12 protein-coding genes are annotated in these 15,729 nt (G+C 72.4%); 6 read left to right on the top strand and 6 right to left on the bottom strand.

Annotated features, from left to right (window positions below; all coding sequences use genetic code 11):
• Positions 1–43: 43 nt before the first annotated feature.
• Complete coding sequence (locus D7V80_RS34685) at positions 44–1,375, bottom strand: bifunctional glycosyltransferase/class I SAM-dependent methyltransferase (protein ID WP_120592167.1); 1,332 nt, start codon at positions 1,373–1,375, stop codon at positions 44–46.
• Positions 1,376–1,594: 219 nt separating this feature from the next.
• Between D7V80_RS34685 and D7V80_RS34680 the strand changes: the two genes are divergently transcribed.
• From D7V80_RS34680 to D7V80_RS34660, 5 genes are read left to right on the top strand one after another with little or no spacing between them, the layout of a single operon-like run.
• On the top strand, positions 1,595–3,787 hold the full coding sequence (locus D7V80_RS34680) for a polysaccharide biosynthesis tyrosine autokinase (RefSeq protein WP_120592166.1): 2,193 nt from the start codon (positions 1,595–1,597) through the stop codon (positions 3,785–3,787).
• Between the two features lie 59 nt (positions 3,788–3,846).
• On the top strand, positions 3,847–5,025 hold the full coding sequence (locus D7V80_RS34675; RefSeq protein ID WP_304988471.1) for a glycosyltransferase: 1,179 nt from the start codon (positions 3,847–3,849) through the stop codon (positions 5,023–5,025).
• A gap of 9 nt (positions 5,026–5,034) precedes the next feature.
• Complete coding sequence (locus D7V80_RS34670; RefSeq protein WP_233585934.1) at positions 5,035–6,261, top strand: glycosyltransferase family 4 protein; 1,227 nt, start codon at positions 5,035–5,037, stop codon at positions 6,259–6,261.
• Positions 6,258–7,703: a hypothetical protein gene (locus D7V80_RS34665; protein WP_120592164.1), complete on the top strand. Its 1,446-nt coding sequence runs from the start codon at positions 6,258–6,260 to the stop codon at positions 7,701–7,703. Before D7V80_RS34670 ends, D7V80_RS34665 begins: the two co-directional genes overlap by 4 nt.
• A gap of 19 nt (positions 7,704–7,722) precedes the next feature.
• On the top strand, positions 7,723–8,808 hold the full coding sequence (locus D7V80_RS34660; RefSeq protein WP_120592168.1) for a glycosyltransferase family 4 protein: 1,086 nt from the start codon (positions 7,723–7,725) through the stop codon (positions 8,806–8,808).
• Positions 8,809–8,811: 3 nt separating this feature from the next.
• Here the strand turns inward: D7V80_RS34660 and D7V80_RS34655 are convergent, their stop codons facing one another.
• From D7V80_RS34655 to D7V80_RS34635, 5 genes are read right to left on the bottom strand one after another with little or no spacing between them, the layout of a single operon-like run.
• Complete coding sequence (locus tag D7V80_RS34655; protein WP_120592163.1) at positions 8,812–9,963, bottom strand: glycosyltransferase family 4 protein; 1,152 nt, start codon at positions 9,961–9,963, stop codon at positions 8,812–8,814.
• On the bottom strand, positions 9,960–11,195 hold the full coding sequence (locus D7V80_RS34650) for a glycosyltransferase family 4 protein (protein ID WP_120592162.1): 1,236 nt from the start codon (positions 11,193–11,195) through the stop codon (positions 9,960–9,962). The genes D7V80_RS34655 and D7V80_RS34650 overlap by 4 nt, the downstream gene beginning before the upstream one ends.
• A gap of 15 nt (positions 11,196–11,210) precedes the next feature.
• Positions 11,211–12,335, bottom strand: coding sequence for a glycosyltransferase family 1 protein (locus D7V80_RS34645; RefSeq protein WP_120592161.1), 1,125 nt, complete (start codon positions 12,333–12,335; stop codon positions 11,211–11,213).
• A gap of 23 nt (positions 12,336–12,358) precedes the next feature.
• Positions 12,359–13,495 carry a glycosyltransferase gene (locus tag D7V80_RS34640; protein ID WP_120592160.1) on the bottom strand — a complete coding sequence of 379 codons (1,137 nt, stop codon included), beginning with the start codon at positions 13,493–13,495 and terminating at the stop codon, positions 12,359–12,361.
• Entirely contained in the window at positions 13,492–15,012 is a 1,521-nt protein-coding gene (locus tag D7V80_RS34635) for an oligosaccharide flippase family protein (RefSeq protein ID WP_120592159.1), read from the bottom strand. The genes D7V80_RS34640 and D7V80_RS34635 overlap by 4 nt, the downstream gene beginning before the upstream one ends.
• A 226-nt stretch (positions 15,013–15,238) precedes the next feature.
• On the opposite strand from D7V80_RS34635, the gene D7V80_RS34630 reads away from it, so the two are divergent.
• The coding region (locus D7V80_RS34630; protein ID WP_147447308.1) for an ROK family protein at positions 15,239–15,729 on the top strand (491 nt) is incomplete at its 3' end.

Raw genomic sequence — 15,729 nt, 5'->3', positions numbered from 1 at the left:
GGACGGCGGAGAGGTGGGGTGGGGTTCGGCGCTCACGCGGGCATCAGACGGCGCGGGCGACGGCGAACAGGCTCATGCCCACGGGCAGCCGCACCTGTTGCTCGGCCTGGGCAATCAGGGGGGCCAGCGTGTCATAGAGCTTGAGCTGGAGCTTGGGCACCGCGCGGCGGCGCAGCAGGCGGCTGTTGACGAACCAGCCCGGCAGGCCGACCAGGTTCATCCACTCCAGCGTGTCCACGCGGAAGCCATTCTCCTGCAGCACCGCGCGCAGGGACTCCGGCGTGTAGCGGCGGTAGTGGCCCACGGCCTTGTCGATGGCGCCGAACAGCTGCGGCAGCGCCGGCACGAGGATGAGCACGCGGCCATCCGGCTGGAGAATCTGGCGGAAGCGGCGCACCGCGGACGCGTCGTCCGGGATGTGCTCCATCACGTTGGACAGCACGATGGTGTCCAGGTTCTCCGCCTTCAGCGCCTCCCAGTCCGCGAGCGCCACGTCGGACAGGTAGGGGCGCACGTGGGGCTTGCCGCGGAACATGTTCTTCAGGCGGTCCACGTAGAAGCGCTCCACCTCCAGCGCGACCAGGTGCTCCGCGCCGGCCTCCAGCTCGCGGGTGATGGTGCCGATGCCGGCGCCAATCTCCAGCACGCGCCGGCCCATGTGCTCGCGGAAGCGGCGGCCCAGCCACTGGTTGTAGTGGGTGGCGCCGTCCATGCGCTCCAGGGTGGAGTAGCCCTCGTGCTGGTTGTCCGCGTCGTCGCGCACGGTGGCGTAGCGCACCAGCGTGCGCAGGCGGGCCAGGTGCGCGGAGGCCGGGCGGCGCGGCACGGCCTGCAGCGGCGGCAGGGACACCTCCGTGAGGCGGAAGAGCTGCGCGGCCAGCTTCACCACCAGCTCCGCGTCCACCGCGTCGTCGTCGCTGGTGAGCTGGATGGAGCGCAGCGCCTCCGTGCGGAAGGCGCGCAGGCCGGTGAGCGGATCCGTCAGCGCCACGTCGGTGACGAAGCGGGTGATGCCGCCCAGCGCGCGCTCGGCCACCATCTCCGGCGACATGCCGGGGCGCCGGCCGAAGACGCCGTCCGCGGTGTCGTCCCGCAGGGGCTGCACCAGGACGTCGTAGGTGTCGGGCGAGTAGGCGGCGTCCGGATCCTGGAGCACCGTGTGGGCGCCGGTGACGTGGGGCAGCGCGGCGCGAATGGCCGCTCCCTTGCCACCCTGGGCGGCGAGGACGTGGACGTTGGGTCCGGGCGTGACGTCCACCGGCCCTTCACCCGCGAGCACGACCTGGGCCTGTCCGGACAGCGCGTGAGCGAACCGGGCGGCGGCGGCGGCGGTGGCGGGGTTGAAGGGCAGGACGACGGAAAGCGCAGGAACCATTGCGCCGCTCACTACCACAGGAGCCTCCAGGGTGCGCGTTCGCGGACCGGCGCGGATGGATGGGGGGCATCCAGGCGGCGTCGGTTGGATGGACAACCTGCCCGGCCCGTTGCACGCTCCGGGCGTTATTCCCCCAGCGCGATGTGGGTGCAGGTCGGGTCCGGATGGGTTCGGGCCGGTGGAGACCGCCCGCGGCAGCCACTTCCGGAGAGACGCGACGTGGAAGGTACGGTGTTGGACCCGGCCGGTGGAGCGCCCGGCGCGACGTCCGCGAGCGTGATGCACCGGCTGCGGGGCGTGTGGCGCCGGCGGTGGGTGGTACTCGGGGTGGCGTTGGGCATCACCGCGCTCACGGCGGCGTGGACGCTGCGCCAGCCGCGCATCTACGCGGCCAGCACCTCGCTCATCATCGACGTCACCGCGCCGCGCATCCTCGACGGCGAGGTGAAGGAGGTGATGGGGGAGGAGCGCAGCAACTACTGGTTCAACAAGGAGTACTACGCCACGCAGAGCGAGATCATCACCTCGCGCGCGGTGGCCAGCCGCGTGGTGGACCGGCTGGGGCTGTCGAAGGACGCGTCCTTCCTGGGCCTGCCGGCGAACCAGGATCCGGCGGAGCGCGCGAAGGCGCTGGAGGACGCGGACGCGGTGGGGCTGTTGCGCTCGCGCATCCAGGTGGTGCCCGGCAAGGACTCGCGGGTGATGAACATCGGCGTGGAGGACGTGGACCCCGCGCGCGCGGCGCTGCTCTCCAACGAGGTGGCCGCCGCGTACATGGCGGAGAACCTGGCGCTGAAGCTGCGCACCACGGAAGAGGCGCGCGCGTGGCTGGAGGGGCGCCTGGACGAACTGGGCCGCCAGTCCAAGGCCGGCGAGATGGCCGTCTACGACCTGAAGAAGGACGCGGACATGCTGTCCACGTCGCTGGAGTCACGGCTGTCCATCGTCAGCGAGCGGATCAACTCCTACAACCTGAAGCTCACCGAGGTGCGCACGCGCATCGCGGCGCAGCAGGCGCGCGTGGACGCCATCCACCGGCTGCGCAAGGACGCCGGCAACGACGAGACGTGGGCGGAGGCTGTGCCCGGCGCGAAGGACGGCCCCATCCAAGATCTCAAATCGCGCTACGGCGAACAGAAGGCCGCGTGCGCGGAGCTGACCGAGCGCTACCTGCCGGAGCACCCGAAGCTCCTGGAGTGCAACCGCAAGCTGGACGTCGTGCGCGCGGACCTGCTCAAGAGCCTGACCAACGTGGTGCGCTCGGCGGAGACGCAGCTGGCGGAGGCGCAGGGCGAGGAGAAGAACCTCAACAAGCTCCTGGACGAGACCAAGGCCGAGGCCTTCCAGGTGAACAAGAAGGCCATCGAGTACGGGCGGCTGCAGCGCGAGTCGGACAACAACCAGCGGCTCTATGAGCTGGTGCTCAAGCGGCTGAAGGACATCGAGCTGTCGGGCTTGCTGCGCACGAGCAACGTGCGCGTGCTGGACCCCGCGCGGCCGGAGCTGCTGCCGGTGCGGCCGCACACGCGGCGCAACCTGATGGTGGGCTGGGTGATGGGGCTGCTCCTGGGGCTGGGCGTGGCGCTGTTCCTGGAGATGCTGGAGAACACCGTCGGGTCGCAGGCGGACGTGGAGGACGTGCTGGGCCTGGCGTTCCTGGGCGTGGTGCCGCGCATGGAGGCCACGAAGGCGCCGGGCGACCGCGACCTGTACGTGCACCGCGCGCCGCGCTCGGCGGTGGCGGAGTGCTGCCGCGCGGTGCGCACCAACCTGCTGTTCATGTCGCCGGATCATCCCTGCAAGACGCTGGTGGTGACGTCCAGCGGTCCGCAGGAGGGCAAGTCCACCACGTGCATCAACCTGGGCGTGGCCATGGCCCAGAGCGGCAACCGCGTGCTGCTGCTGGACACGGACATGCGCCGCCCCCGGCTGCACCGCGCGTTCGGCGTGCCCAATGACCTGGGCATCAGCTCGCTGGTGGTGGGCGAGGGCTCGCTGGACAAGGCCGTGAAGAGCACGGAGGTGCCCAACCTCTTCGTGCTGCCGTGTGGCCCCCTGCCGCCGAACCCCGCGGAGCTCTTGCACACGCGTGCCTTCAAGGAGCTGCTGCGCGCGGCGGGTGAGAAGTTCGACCGCATCATCCTGGACAGCCCGCCGCTCAATGCGGTGGTGGACGCGGCGGTGCTGGCCACGCAGGCGGACGGCGTGGTGATGGTGCTCAAGGCGGGCCGGACGGACCGGAGCGCCGCGAAGCGCGCGCTGCGCTCGCTGGCGGACGTGCAGGCGCGGATGTTCGGCGCCATCCTCAATGACGTGGACCTGCGGCAGCCGCGCTACGGCGACACGTACCTGGGCTACCAGGGCTATGGCCCGACGCAGGACGAGCCCAAGGGCGGGGTGGCTCCGTCGTGAAGGGCGCGGGTCTGCGGGTGCTGCACCTGGGGAAGTTCTACCCTCCGGCCTCCGGCGGCATGGAGGCGCACTTGTGCACGCTGGCGCGCGCGCAGGCGTCGCTGGGCGCGCAGGTGGAGGTGCTGTGCGCGAACCACTCCGTGGATGGCACCGGGACGAGCCACGAGTTCCACGGGCGCAGCCCCACGCGTGAGGAGTGGGATGGGCCGGTGCGCGTGGTTCGCCTGGGGCGGCTCGCGTCGGTGGCGCGCATGGACGTGATGCCGTCGCTGCCGTTCATGCTCAGGCGGGCGTTGGCGCGGGGCGTGGACGTGGTGCACCTGCACGTGCCCAACCCGAGCATGGTGCTGGCGCTGGACGCGGTGCCTCGCCTGCCCGCGGTGGTGGTGACGCACCAGAGCGACATCATCCGGCAGAAGGTCGCGGGCGCGCTGTTCCGTCCCTTCGAATGGATGCTGTACTCGCGCGCGGCGCGGCTCTTGGCCACGAGCGACGCGTACGTGCGCGGCTCGTCGCTGCTGTCGGCGTTCAAGTCGAAGGTGCGGGTGCTGCCGCTGGGCATCGAGCTGGAGTCGTACCTGCGGCCTCCTTCCGCGGAAGCGCTCAAGGCCCAGGCGCGATGGACGGCGGAGGCGGCGGGCGGGCCGCTGTGGCTGATGGTGGGGCGGCTCGTCTACTACAAGGGGTTGTTCACGGCGCTGGAGGCGCTGGTGCACGCGCCCGGGCGGCTGGTCATCGTGGGCGAAGGGCCGCTGGCGGAGGAAGGGCGCGCGCGGGCGAAGGCGCTGGGCATCGAGGACCGGGTGACGTGGGCGGGGTACCTGTCGCCGGAGGCGCTGACGGGCGCGTACCGGGCCGCGACGGCCCTGTGGTTCCCGAGCAACGCGCGCAGCGAGGCGTACGGTCTGTCGCAGGTGGAGGCGCTGGCGAGTGGATTGCCCGTGCTCAACACCGCCGTGCCGGACTCCGGTGTGGCGTGGGTGAGCCTGCACGAGCGCACCGGCCTCACGGTGCCCGTGGGAGATGCGCGGGCGCTGGCGGCGGCGGCGCGCCGGTTGGTGGAGGAGCCGGGCCTGCGCGAGCGGCTGTCGCGTGGGGCGCTGGAGCGTGCGCGGGCGGAGTTCGCCCATGACGTGATGGCGTCGCGCAGCCTGGACCTGTACGCGGAGGCGCTCGGACGGCGGCCCGTGAGCGTGGAGCCCGATGTGTCCGCGCGGCCCGCCGTGGGTGGGGGCTGAGGCCCGTCCATGCGTGTCCCCCCCGGTCCTGAACGTGAAGTGGAGGCTGTTCGCGCCGTGGACGTGGCCGGAGCCTCCGGCATGTCGCGCGGGCAGGGGGATGGCCCTGCGTTACGGGTGCTGCACGTGTCGAGCGGCAACCTGTACGGCGGCGTCGAGACCCTGCTGCGCACGCTGGCGCTCTCCCAGAAGGAGCGGACCGGCGGCGCGGAGCATGCCTTCGCGCTGTGCTTCGAGGGCCGCATGGCGCAGGAGCTGCGCTCCGCTGGCGCCGCGGTGACCTTGCTGGCGCCCGCGAAGGTGAGCCGGCCCTGGCGCGTCTGGCGGGCCCGCCGCGCGCTGATGTCGCTGCTCCAGCGCGAGCGGTTCGATGCGGTGGTGTGCCACGCGGCGTGGCCGCAGGCCCTCTTCGGTCCGGTGGTCCGCACCGCTGGCGTGCCGCTGCTCTTCTTCCAGCATGACGTGCTCGCGGGCGCTCACTGGGTGGAGCGCTGGGCGCGGGTCACCCCGCCGGACCTGGCGCTCTGCAACAGCCGCTACACCGCGGGCACCTTGCGGAGCGTGTATCCGCGCACGCCGTGGCGCGTGCTCCATCCCCCCGTGCGCGACGGCGGGGCCGCGCCTGGGGCCTCCGAGCGTGCTTCGCTCCGCGGAGAGAGGGGCGCACGCGCGGAAGACGTCGTCCTCCTCCACGTTGGCCGCATGCAGGAAGGGAAGGGGCAGCGGCTGTTCCTGGAGGCACTGGGGCGGCTTCGCCAGGTGTCTGGTTGGAAGGCCTGGCTCGTGGGCGGTTCGCAGCGTCCGGAGGAGTCCGCCTACGAAGAGGGGCTGAAGGCGCAGGCCGTGAGCCTGGGCCTGGGGGACCGCGTCCACTTCCTGGGCCAGCGTGCGGAGGTGCCCCGGCTGATGCGCGCGGCGGACGTGTACTGCCAGCCCAACACCGGCCTGGAGGCCTTCGGGCTGACGTTCGTGGAGGCGCTCCAGGCGGGCCTCCCCATCGTCACCACCGCGCTCGGCGGACCGCTGGAGATCGTCGATGCGTCTTGTGGCGTGCTCGTGCCTCCGGAGGCGGAGGCGCTGGCCCGGGCGCTGCGAGGGCTCATCGAGGACGCATCCGCCCGGCGGACGCTGGGCTCCCGTGGGCCGGACCGGGCCCGGGCCCTGAGCGCTCCCCAGGTGTTCCTGGAGGCGCTGGAGGACGCGGTGCGCTCCGTGGCTCGGGAGTCCACTGCATGAGGGGCGCCAGTCCTCGTCCCCAGCTCCGCGGGCCGGGGGTGCTGCATCAACGCTACGTGCGCCGTGCCGCCGCGCCCGCCGTGGCGGTCGCACCCGCGCCAGCCGCCGGGGCCCCGGGGCTGCTGGGGTCGGGCTCCGTGGTGGTGGCCTTCATCGTGCTGCTCTTCGTCTGCCAGCTCGCGCTGCTGATGGAGGTGCTGGCGCCGGCGCGCGTGGTGTTCCGCAGCCTGTCATTCGGCACCAGCCTCGCGCTGCTCGGGCTGGTGAAGGGGCCTCGCCTCGACCACCTGGCGAAGCCGTTCCTGGTCGCGTCGGCGGTGTTCACCGCGCTGAACTTCTTCCACCCTGGCACCACCAGCCCCGTGGCGGCGGCCGCGCAGCTGGGCATCCAGATTGCCGTGTTCGCGCCCTTCTTCTGGGCGAGCCGCCTGCGCATCGACGCGAAGATGTTCAGCCGCGTCGTCCTGCTGCTCTTCCTGTTCAACATGGCGAGCGCCTCGCTGGGCATCCTGCAGGTGACCTTTCCAGGCCGCTTCCAGCCCAACCTGTCCTCGGTGGTCGAAGGCCAGGGCGAAGGCTACGTGCGCAGCCTCCAGTTCGAGACCGCGAGCGGCGCGCGCGTGTTCCGCCCCATGGGGCTGACGGACGTCCCGGGCGGCGCGGCCACTGGCGCCTTCTACTCGGTGCTGCTGGGGGGCACCTTCCTGCTCAGCCGCCAGGGCCTTTCGCGCAAGGTGCTGGGCGGGGTGGGCATCGGCATCGGGTTGATCTGCCTCTATCTGGGACAGGTCCGTGTCTCGGCGGTGACGTTGCTGGTGTGCATGGCGGCCATGGGGCTGGCGCTCACCGTGAGCGGCCGGTGGGTGCGGCTGGTGGCGTTGGCCTCCGTCGTGGGCGGTCTCGCCGTCGTGGCTTTCGGCTGGGCCGTGGCCGTTGGCGGTGACGCGGTGCTGTCGCGCTGGAGCACGCTCACCGCGTCGGACCCGTCACAGGTGTACCAGTCCAACCGGGGCCACTTCCTGGAGAGCACCTTCGAGGAGGTCCTCCCGGAGTTCCCCCTGGGCGCGGGCCTGGGCCGCTACGGCATGGCCAACGCCTACTTCGGCGACAACACCTACCGCGAGCACCCGCCGCTCTGGGCGGAGATCCAATGGACCGCGTGGGCCTACGACGCTGGCTGGCTGGGAATCGTCTGCTATCCGGTGGCGCTGCTGGTGACGCTGGGGTGGGGCTTCCAGGTGGCCCGGCGCCGGGAGGACTCGCCAGGGGAGTTCTGGCTCTGGGGCAGCATGCTCTTCGCGTATGACCTGGGCGCCATCGCACAGACCTTCAACAACCAGTTCTTCATGAGCCAGATGGGCATGGAGTTCTGGCTGCTCAACGGGGCTTTCTTCAGCGCGTACTGGAACCGGAATGCGGCCCTACACCCTCATCGCCGGTGACTTCGTCTCCACCGGTGGAATGGACCGCGCGAACCTCGCGCTGGCGGACTGGCTCGCGCGCCAGGGCGGCCCCGTGCGGCTGGTGGCGCACCGGGTGGAGGATTCGCTCCTGCGCTACCCCAACGTGCACTTCGTCCGCGTGCCCAAGCCCGCGAACGCGTACCTGCTGGGCGAGCCGTTGCTCGACGCCGTGGGGCGCCTCTGGGCCGCGCGCACGCTGGCGCAGGGCGGACAGGTGGTGGCCAACGGCGGCAACTGCGAGGTGGCCGCCGCCAACTGGGTCCACTACGTCCACGCCGCGCACGCGCCCGAGCCCGTCGGCGGTCCGCTGCGCAGGCTGAAGGGCCACGTGAGCCACCAGATGCACCTGCGCGGTGAGCAGCGCGCGTTGCGCCGGGCGCGGATCATCCTGGCGAACTCGGAGCGCACGCGGCAGGACCTGCTGGCCGCCACGGGTGTGGAGGCCTCCCGCGTCCACGTCGTGTACCTGGGCGGCGACCCGACGCGCTTCCCGTCCACGACGCCCGTGCTTCGTCGTGAGGCGCGGGCGTCCCTGGGGTGGCCTCAAGAACGCCGGGTGGCGCTGTTCGTGGGCGCGCTGGGAGACCGGCGCAAGGGCTTCGACACGCTCTTCCATGCGTGGGCCCGGCTGTGCGCGCGACGCGAGTGGGACGTGGACCTGTACGTGGTGGGAGCGGGCGCGCAGCGCGAATCGTGGGAACGCGCGGCGCGTGAGCAGGGCCTGGGCGAGCGGATCCGCTTCCTGGGCTTCCGCGACGACGTGCCCCGCCTGCTGGCCGCCGCCGACCTGCTGGTGTCCCCCACGCGTTATGAGTCCTATGGCCTGGGCGTGCACGAAGCGCTGTGCGTGGGCATCCCCGCGCTGGTGAGCCGCTCGGCGGGCGTGGCGGAGCGCTTCCCGTCCTCGCTCCAGGGGCTGCTGCTGGACGACCCCGAGGACTCGGGCGAGCTGGTGCGGCGCCTGGACGAGTGGCGGTCGCGGGGCGGGGACTGGATGCCCGCCGTGGCCGCGCTGTCCTCGGAGCTGCGGGCCTGGACGTGGGATGCGATGGCGGCGGCGGTGGTGGCCCGGCTGGAGGCGTGAGCCTCAGGCTCCGCGCTCGAGCACCTGCTCGAAGAAGTCGAGGTGCGCCTTGGCGACGACCGGCCAGGCGAAGCGGGACACGGCTCGCTCCCGGCCTCGCGCGGACAGCTCCTGGCGTTGAGCGGGACTCTCCAGCAGCTCCTCGAGCGCGGTGATCCAGGCACCGCCGTACGCCTCCGGCAGGATGCGCCCGGCATCGCCCACGGTGTGCGGAATCTCTCCGGAGTCGCTGGCGCACACGGGCACGCCACACGCGAAGGCCTCCGCGAGCATGCGGCCGAACTGCTCCTTCCACGCGGGCGTCGTCTGGCTGGGCGCGCAGAGCACGTCCATGGCGTTGAGCGCGCCAGGCACCTCCGCGTGCTTCACTCCGGTGATGATGCGCACGCGGTCCCCGTGGCGCTGCGCCCAGGCGCGCAGGTCCACCTCCAGGGGGCCTCCTCCGACGAAGAGGGCTCTCCATGGGGTGTTCAGCCTGTTGAACGCATCCATGAGGAGGCGCAGGCCCTTCTCCGGCACGAAGCGGCCCAGGTAGCCCACCACGGGGGGCCCTTCGGACGTCCAGCCCAGGCGCTCGCGGAAGGCGCGGCCCGCCTCCGGATCCGGACGGAAGTGCTCCACGTCCACGCCCACGGGGATGAAGCGCGAGGGGCGCTGCTCATAGCCGGGACGGGCGAGGAGGTTGTCGTGCACCGTCTGCCCCCAGGCGATCCACCCCGCGGCCCGGCGCAGGACGAAGCGCTCGGCCTGCGCGAAGGGCGGGGGATAGCGCTTGGCCAGGTTCTGGAACGTGCAGAAGACGAGCGGCACGTGGCGGGGCGTCATCAGCGCCACCTCCAGGCCGGAGAGCACGTAGGGCTCCTCCCACAGGTGCACCAGGTCCGCGCCCCGCGACAGGTGCGCGCGCACCTCCGGCCCGTAGACGAAGCCGTGCAGCGAGCGGCTGAAGTACGCGGGCACGCCCTCCAGGTTCACGGCCTCGTGAGGGTCGCGCTGGAGCACCAGCGGGCCCAGGTCTCCGTGGAAGGACTTCGGCGCCACGGCGGTGACGTCCCAGCGGCCGGCGCCCACGCGGGCCATCTCGTTGGCCAGCCGCCGGTTGAGGGTGACGACGTAGGAGTGCGAGACGGTGACGAGCTTCCGGGGACGCATCATGAGTGCCCTCGCGAGGGGACGAGGCTCCGGTACACGGCGAGGATGTCCCGGGTGTAGCGCTCACGGGAGAAGCGGCGCACGGCGGTGTGGCGGGCCGCGCGGGCCAGGGTGTCTCGCAAGGCCTCATCCTCCAGCAGCCGGCGCAGGGCCGCCGCGAGCGTGTTCGCGTCGCCGGGTTCAATGGACAGCGCGTCCTCGCCATCCCGCAGCGCTTCAGCCGCGCCGCTGGACTTCGAGATGACGGCGGCCCGGCCGCAGGCGAGCGCCTCCGCGATGGTGAGGCCGAAAGGTTCGCGGCGGGTGCTCGCGTGCACGAAGACGTCCAGGGCCCGGTAGACGCGGGCGGGCTCGGGCTGGAAGGGCACGAAGCCCACGCGGCCCGTGAGGCCGTGGCGCTCCACCTGTTCGCGCAGCTCCGCGCCGGTGAACTGCGAGCCGGCCGTGCGGTAGAGCGGCGCGCCCACCAGGTAGAAGCGCACGGGCAGGGCCGGTGCCTGCCGCGTCAGCTGGGCCGCGGCCTCCAGGAAGACGTCGTGCCCCTTCCAACGCGCGTACGTGGCCACGAGCCCCACGCGCAGCGTTCCCGGAGGCGCGGGAGGCAGTCCGGCCAGCGCATCCAGGTGCGCGCCGTCACCCGCGGCGGGAGAGAACCGCTCCACGTCCACGCCGTTGGGCACGACATGCACGGGCACCTTCCCGAGCACCGTGCGCGCGTCGTCGCCCACGGCCTGCGAGTTCGCGATGGCGGCCGAGGCCAGCGGATGCAGGCCGGAGAGCGCGCGCCGCACGAGCGGACGCTCACCGAGGAAGTCGTGCACGTGCCACACGCGCGGAATCGGCAGGCCGGTGGTGGCCGCGCTCAGCAGGTGGGTCTTGATGCCATTGGAGTGCAGCAGGTCCGGCGCCGCGTCACGCACCGCGCGCCGCAGGTCGACGCCGTAGCGGGTCAGCAGCAGGGGCGTGGGGGCGACCTCACGCGCGAAGCGAAAGAGACCCGCGCGGCCCTGCTCCCGCAGCCCGCTGTCTCCGAGCGCGGACAGGCGGTCGGGCAGGGCGAGCACGCGGGCCTCCACACCGAGCCCTCGGGCCGTCTCCACCAGCGGCCCGTCCGTGCCCGCGATGAGGTGCAGCGACAGGGATGGGGCTTGCGTGCGCAGGCACGCGAGGAGATCCACGAGTGCGCGCTCGGCACCGCCCAGGATTCCCACGGGATTGAGGAACAGGATCCGCACGCGGACGCGACCGAATCAGACCCGCCCGGGGCGGTCAAGGCGATGCAGATATGCGTCCAGCACGGTGCGCGCATGGGCGCCCCACGTGAAGCGCGCGGCCCGTGCATGCCGCGTCTCCGCGGATGGCGTTGGCACGCGGCCCGTGAGCAGGGCATCCACCGTCTCCGACCATGCGGCCACGTCGCCCACCGGGCAGTACGTGCAGGCGTCGGCGCCCACCTCGCGCAGCACGGGCAGGTCGCTGGCCACCACGGGGACACCACACGCCAGCGCTTCGATGACGGGCAGGCCGAAGCCTTCCGCGTCGCTGGGCACCAGCACCGCGCGGGCACGCCGGTACAGGCCCGCGAGCGTGGCCCGCTCCTGCCGGGGTGGTTGCAGCAGCGCGTCCTTCAAGCCGAGCCGCGCCACCTGGGCCTGTTGGGCCGCGTCCAGCTCTCCGCCCTGCTGCACCAACATGAGGTCCGGATGCCGGGCGCGCAGTGCCGCGAAGACGTCGAAGAGCACGTCCAGGCGTTTGCGACGGATGGCGCTGCCCACGTGCAGCAGATACGGCCGGCCCTTCAGCGGCGCGAGCACGGCTTCGCTGGCGTCTCCGGGAACGGGGGCGAGCCGGTACTCCGGTGAGACTCCGTAGGGCGCCCACACCAATCGCTCGGGAGGCACCACGCCGTGCGCGAGCAGCTCGTCGCGGACCTGCTGCGTGCTGTGGAAGACGATGGCCGCGCGCTCCAGGCCCTTGAGCGTGGCTCTCGCCATCAGCCGGAACCACGTGGGGCGCGGTTCATGGTGGGGCTCCAGGACGGAGCGGAAGGCATCCAGGTCATGGCAGAAGACGCCGGTGCGCTCCGCGGGCAGCGCGTGGACGAGCTGCGCGTAGGTGTGGTCCACGACATGGAACGCATCGGGGCCCACGCGCTCACGCAGCAGCCGTGCGGGGTAGAGGCCGAAGCGGGTGAGCAGCCGGTCCGCGTTGAAGGCGGCCTTGCGGCTTCCCACGCGGGGCAGGGCGCGCACGGCGTGGGGAATGGACGGCCGCACGCGGGTGACGCCGACCTCGGAGGGGAACGCCGCCAGGCCCTCCGCGAGCGCTTCGCCCACCAGGTCCATGCTGGGCCAGCCCTCCTCGCGCGGATCCATCAGGACCTTCAACCGCAAGGGGCTCACGGGGGGGCTCCGCGACGCAGCAGGTGCGCCACCGTGTGCTCCAGCGCGAAGTGCTCACGGTACACGCGCGCCGCGCGCTCACCCAGGGCCCGGCGCTCCTCTCCGTGCTCCAGCAGGTGCTCCGCGAGCGCCAGCAGCGCGGCGGGGGACGCCTCGTCCGCGAGCGCCACCGGCAGCAGTTCGCGCCACAGCGGTTCGCTCAGGAGCCCGGTGTTGGTGACGATGGGCAGGCCCAGTCCCAGGCCGCCCATCGCGCTGCTTCGCCGGGCGCTGACGCCATCGGGATAGGGCTGCAACAGCAGCTCCGCCGCGCGCAGGTGCGCGGCCACGGCTTCCGGTGCCTGTCCGTCCCTCGCATGGAGCCTGCGGGCCAGCGCGGGGTGCTTGCGCGAAAGCGCTTCGCACCAGCCCTGGCTGCCCCGGCCCAGCAGCAGCGCCTGCCGCCGTTCATCCCGCTGCAACAACGGCACGAGCACGGCCTCCAGCGGCCCCGCGATGGTCCCGCCGTACGTGCCGAAGTGCGCCACCGTGGGGCCACCGCCCAGTGCATCCCGCACCGTGCGCACGGCCTCCTCCGGCACGTCCAGGGGCAGGGGGCTGGGAATGGGACACCACCGGGCCCGGGCTCGCAGGGGTTGGGGCAGGTACTCCGCCCAGGTGGGGATGGACACGTAGGCGCGCTCCACTCCGAGCGCCAGCGTGCGCAGCATCACCCGGGTGACTCCCGCGAGCACCTGATGCTTCCACGGCGCGCCAGGGCTCCACGGGTACACCGCTTCATGGAGGAACAGCTCGCGTTCGTCGTGGCGCCTCGCGGCGAACCAGGCGCAGAACGGCACGTTCATCGCCTTCATGCCGAACGCGTGCGGCACGTACTGGAGCAGCAGCCTCCGGGGCCCTGGCGTCGCGTCCAGTTCGCGAGTCAGGCGCACCAGCCCCGGCGGCGTGAAGAGGCCGGGCCACCGGTGCACGGTCACGCCCTGATCATCCGTGACGCCCTCCGCGCCAGGGGTCCAGACATGCACCGTCTCCCCCGCGTTCAAGAGCGCGTGGGCGATGCTCCGCGAATGGTCGGAGACGCCGCCGGGGGCCGGCGGGTACTCGCCCGAGATGAGGTGCCACGCACGGCTCACGGAGGTGCCCGCCCTGCACGCAGGTGCTGGACCACGGCGCGCAATTCACCCAGCAGCGACAGGCCGCGCCGCGTGGCTTCACGCGCGAGCACCAGCGCGGTCAGCACCCCCGCCGCCACCAGCGCCTGCACCAGCAGCCCGCCCTGTCCCATCGCGAGCCGCGAGAACCCCAGCGCCAGCGCGAGCAGCGCCCCCACGGTGAGGAACGGCTCCATGACCTCGAACTCGAGCCGCGACAGGTGCGCGTTGCGGCGGGACACCAGCCTCGCGGTGACCCACAGCTCCGTGAGCGTGACGGCCGTGAGGCCGACCCCGACGCCGACGATGCCCCACTGCATCACCGCCAGCACGCCCAGCACGAAGCGCAGGACGCTGGAGGCGGTGGCCACGTACATCCGCTCCTTCGCGTGGCCGCTGGCGTGCTGCTGCGAGTGCAAGAGCCCCTGCACCGCCTGCATGGATGCCTCGATGGTGAACCACTGCACCAGCGCGGACGCCAGGCTCCAGCGCTCACCGAAGACCACCGGGATGAAGGGCGGCAGCGCGATGACGCCGAACGGAATGGTCAGGCACAACAGCGCGCTCACGCGGCGGATGGACGTGCGCAGGTACTCCGCCAGCGCGGCCGTGTCCTGCTGCATGCGGCTGTAGGCCGGATACGCGACGCGGGTGAGGACGCTGCTCACCGCCAGCGGCACGGAGGCCAGGGCGGAGGCCCAGTTCACCAGGCCCACCGCGTCCTTGCCCTCCATGCGCCCCACCACCAGCGGAACCCAGCCCGCGAGCACCGCCGGGATGATGCCCGTGAGCTGGAACCAGATGCCGAAGGACAGGAGCCGCTTGACGATGCCCCAGCGGAACGTGCCCCGGGGCCGCCAGCCCGCCGCCGCCCAGAACAGCACCATGCCCACCGCGCCCCGCAACAGTCCGCCGCCGATGAGCGACCACGCCCCGAAGTGCAGCCAGGCCAGCAGGATGCTGCCCGCCGTCTGCGCCACGCTCTCGATGAGCTCGATGCGCGCGAGCACCGGAAAGCGCAGCTGCCGCTCCAGCATCATGATGGGGATGACGCGCAGCGAGTGGAAGAACAGGCCCACCGCCATCGTGCCCACCATGGCCGCGCCCGAGGGCCCCAGTTCGTAGGCGCTCGACAGCCACGGCGCGAGCAGCGCGATGGCGCCCACGATGAAGACGGTGAACGCCTGGTGGCTCCAGAAGGCGGAGGTGATTTCGTCCTGCGTGGGTTCGTGCTGCTGGCGCACCAGCGAGGCGCTGAGCCCCAGGTCCCCCAGGAACGCGCCCATCGCGGAGGTGAAGGCGACGATGGCGAACACGCCATAGTCCCCGGGGAACAGCAGATGCGACAGGGTGAGCGAGCTCACCACGCGCAGGCCCAGCGAGCCGACCGTCCGCAGCAGCAGGGCGATGATGGAGCGCTGCGCGCGGACCTTCACGTCCGACATGCCCAGGGGCGCGGCGTCAGCGGCGTCCGGCGCGGGAGTGGAACGGCTGCTCATGGGGGAAACGGGGGGCTCCACGAAGAGAACTCCCGGCAAGCCTATATGCGCCCGCGCGTCCGGCGAACAGGGGCCGCGAAGCGGGGGCGCGTCCTGCCCTGCCATGAGAAGGGCCCGCATGCAGCCCCGTGGAGCGGGCGGGCGGGCACGGGCGTGCCGGGCACGGCGGCCCTGACCGGGACCACGCTGCGCAGATTGTCCCGCGAGCGAATCACGGGGGCACCACATGGCCAACGCGTCAGCGAAGAACGGGCACCGCGCGGAGAACGGGAACGGGGCGCGCAACGACAAGGCCCGCATCTGGGGAGGCATCGACCTGGGCGGCACGAAGATCGAGGCCGTCATCGTGGACGCGCGCGGCGACGTGCTGGGCCGGGCCCGCCATCCGACCCCCCCGACGGGCGGCCCGAGCGAGGTGGTGAAGGAGCTCTACGGCACGCTGGGCGAGGCCGCGCAGTCCGTGGGCATCGAGCCCGCGAAGCTCGCGGGCGTGGGCGTGGGCGTGCCGGGCTCGGTGGACGCGAACGAAGGCACGCTCTCGCACACGGCCAACGTGGCGGGCGGCTGGGACGCGCCGTATCCGCTGGCGTCGGACCTGGGCGACCTGGTGGGCGGCAAGGTGATGCTGGGCAACGACGTCCAGGTGGCGGTCGCGGCCGAGTACAAGCTGGGCGCGGGCCGCGGCCACCGCTCCGTGCTGGGCGTGTGGTGGGGCAC

The sequence above is a fragment of the Corallococcus sp. CA054B genome, assembly GCF_003611625.1.
Lineage (GTDB): Bacteria > Myxococcota > Myxococcia > Myxococcales > Myxococcaceae > Corallococcus > Corallococcus coralloides.
Note: the sequence above shows the minus strand (reverse complement) of the source record. Positions and strands in the feature narration are given on the sequence as shown.

Bases quoted from the DNA above. Each gene is read 5' to 3' on its own strand.
- D7V80_RS34670 (WP_233585934.1), top strand. From the start codon at position 5,035: ATGCGTGTCCCCCCCGGTCCTGAACGTGAAGTGGAGGCTGTTCGCGCC.
- D7V80_RS34665 (WP_120592164.1), top strand. From the start codon at position 6,258: ATGAGGGGCGCCAGTCCTCGTCCCCAGCTCCGCGGGCCGGGGGTGCTG.
- D7V80_RS34635 (WP_120592159.1), bottom strand. From the start codon at position 15,012: ATGAGCAGCCGTTCCACTCCCGCGCCGGACGCCGCTGACGCCGCGCCC.
- D7V80_RS34675 (WP_304988471.1), top strand. From the start codon at position 3,847: ATGGAGGCGCACTTGTGCACGCTGGCGCGCGCGCAGGCGTCGCTGGGC.
- D7V80_RS34655 (WP_120592163.1), bottom strand. From the start codon at position 9,963: ATGATGCGTCCCCGGAAGCTCGTCACCGTCTCGCACTCCTACGTCGTC.
- D7V80_RS34645 (WP_120592161.1), bottom strand. From the start codon at position 12,335: ATGGATCCGCGCGAGGAGGGCTGGCCCAGCATGGACCTGGTGGGCGAA.
- D7V80_RS34685 (WP_120592167.1), bottom strand. From the start codon at position 1,375: ATGGTTCCTGCGCTTTCCGTCGTCCTGCCCTTCAACCCCGCCACCGCC.
- D7V80_RS34660 (WP_120592168.1), top strand. From the start codon at position 7,723: ATGGACCGCGCGAACCTCGCGCTGGCGGACTGGCTCGCGCGCCAGGGC.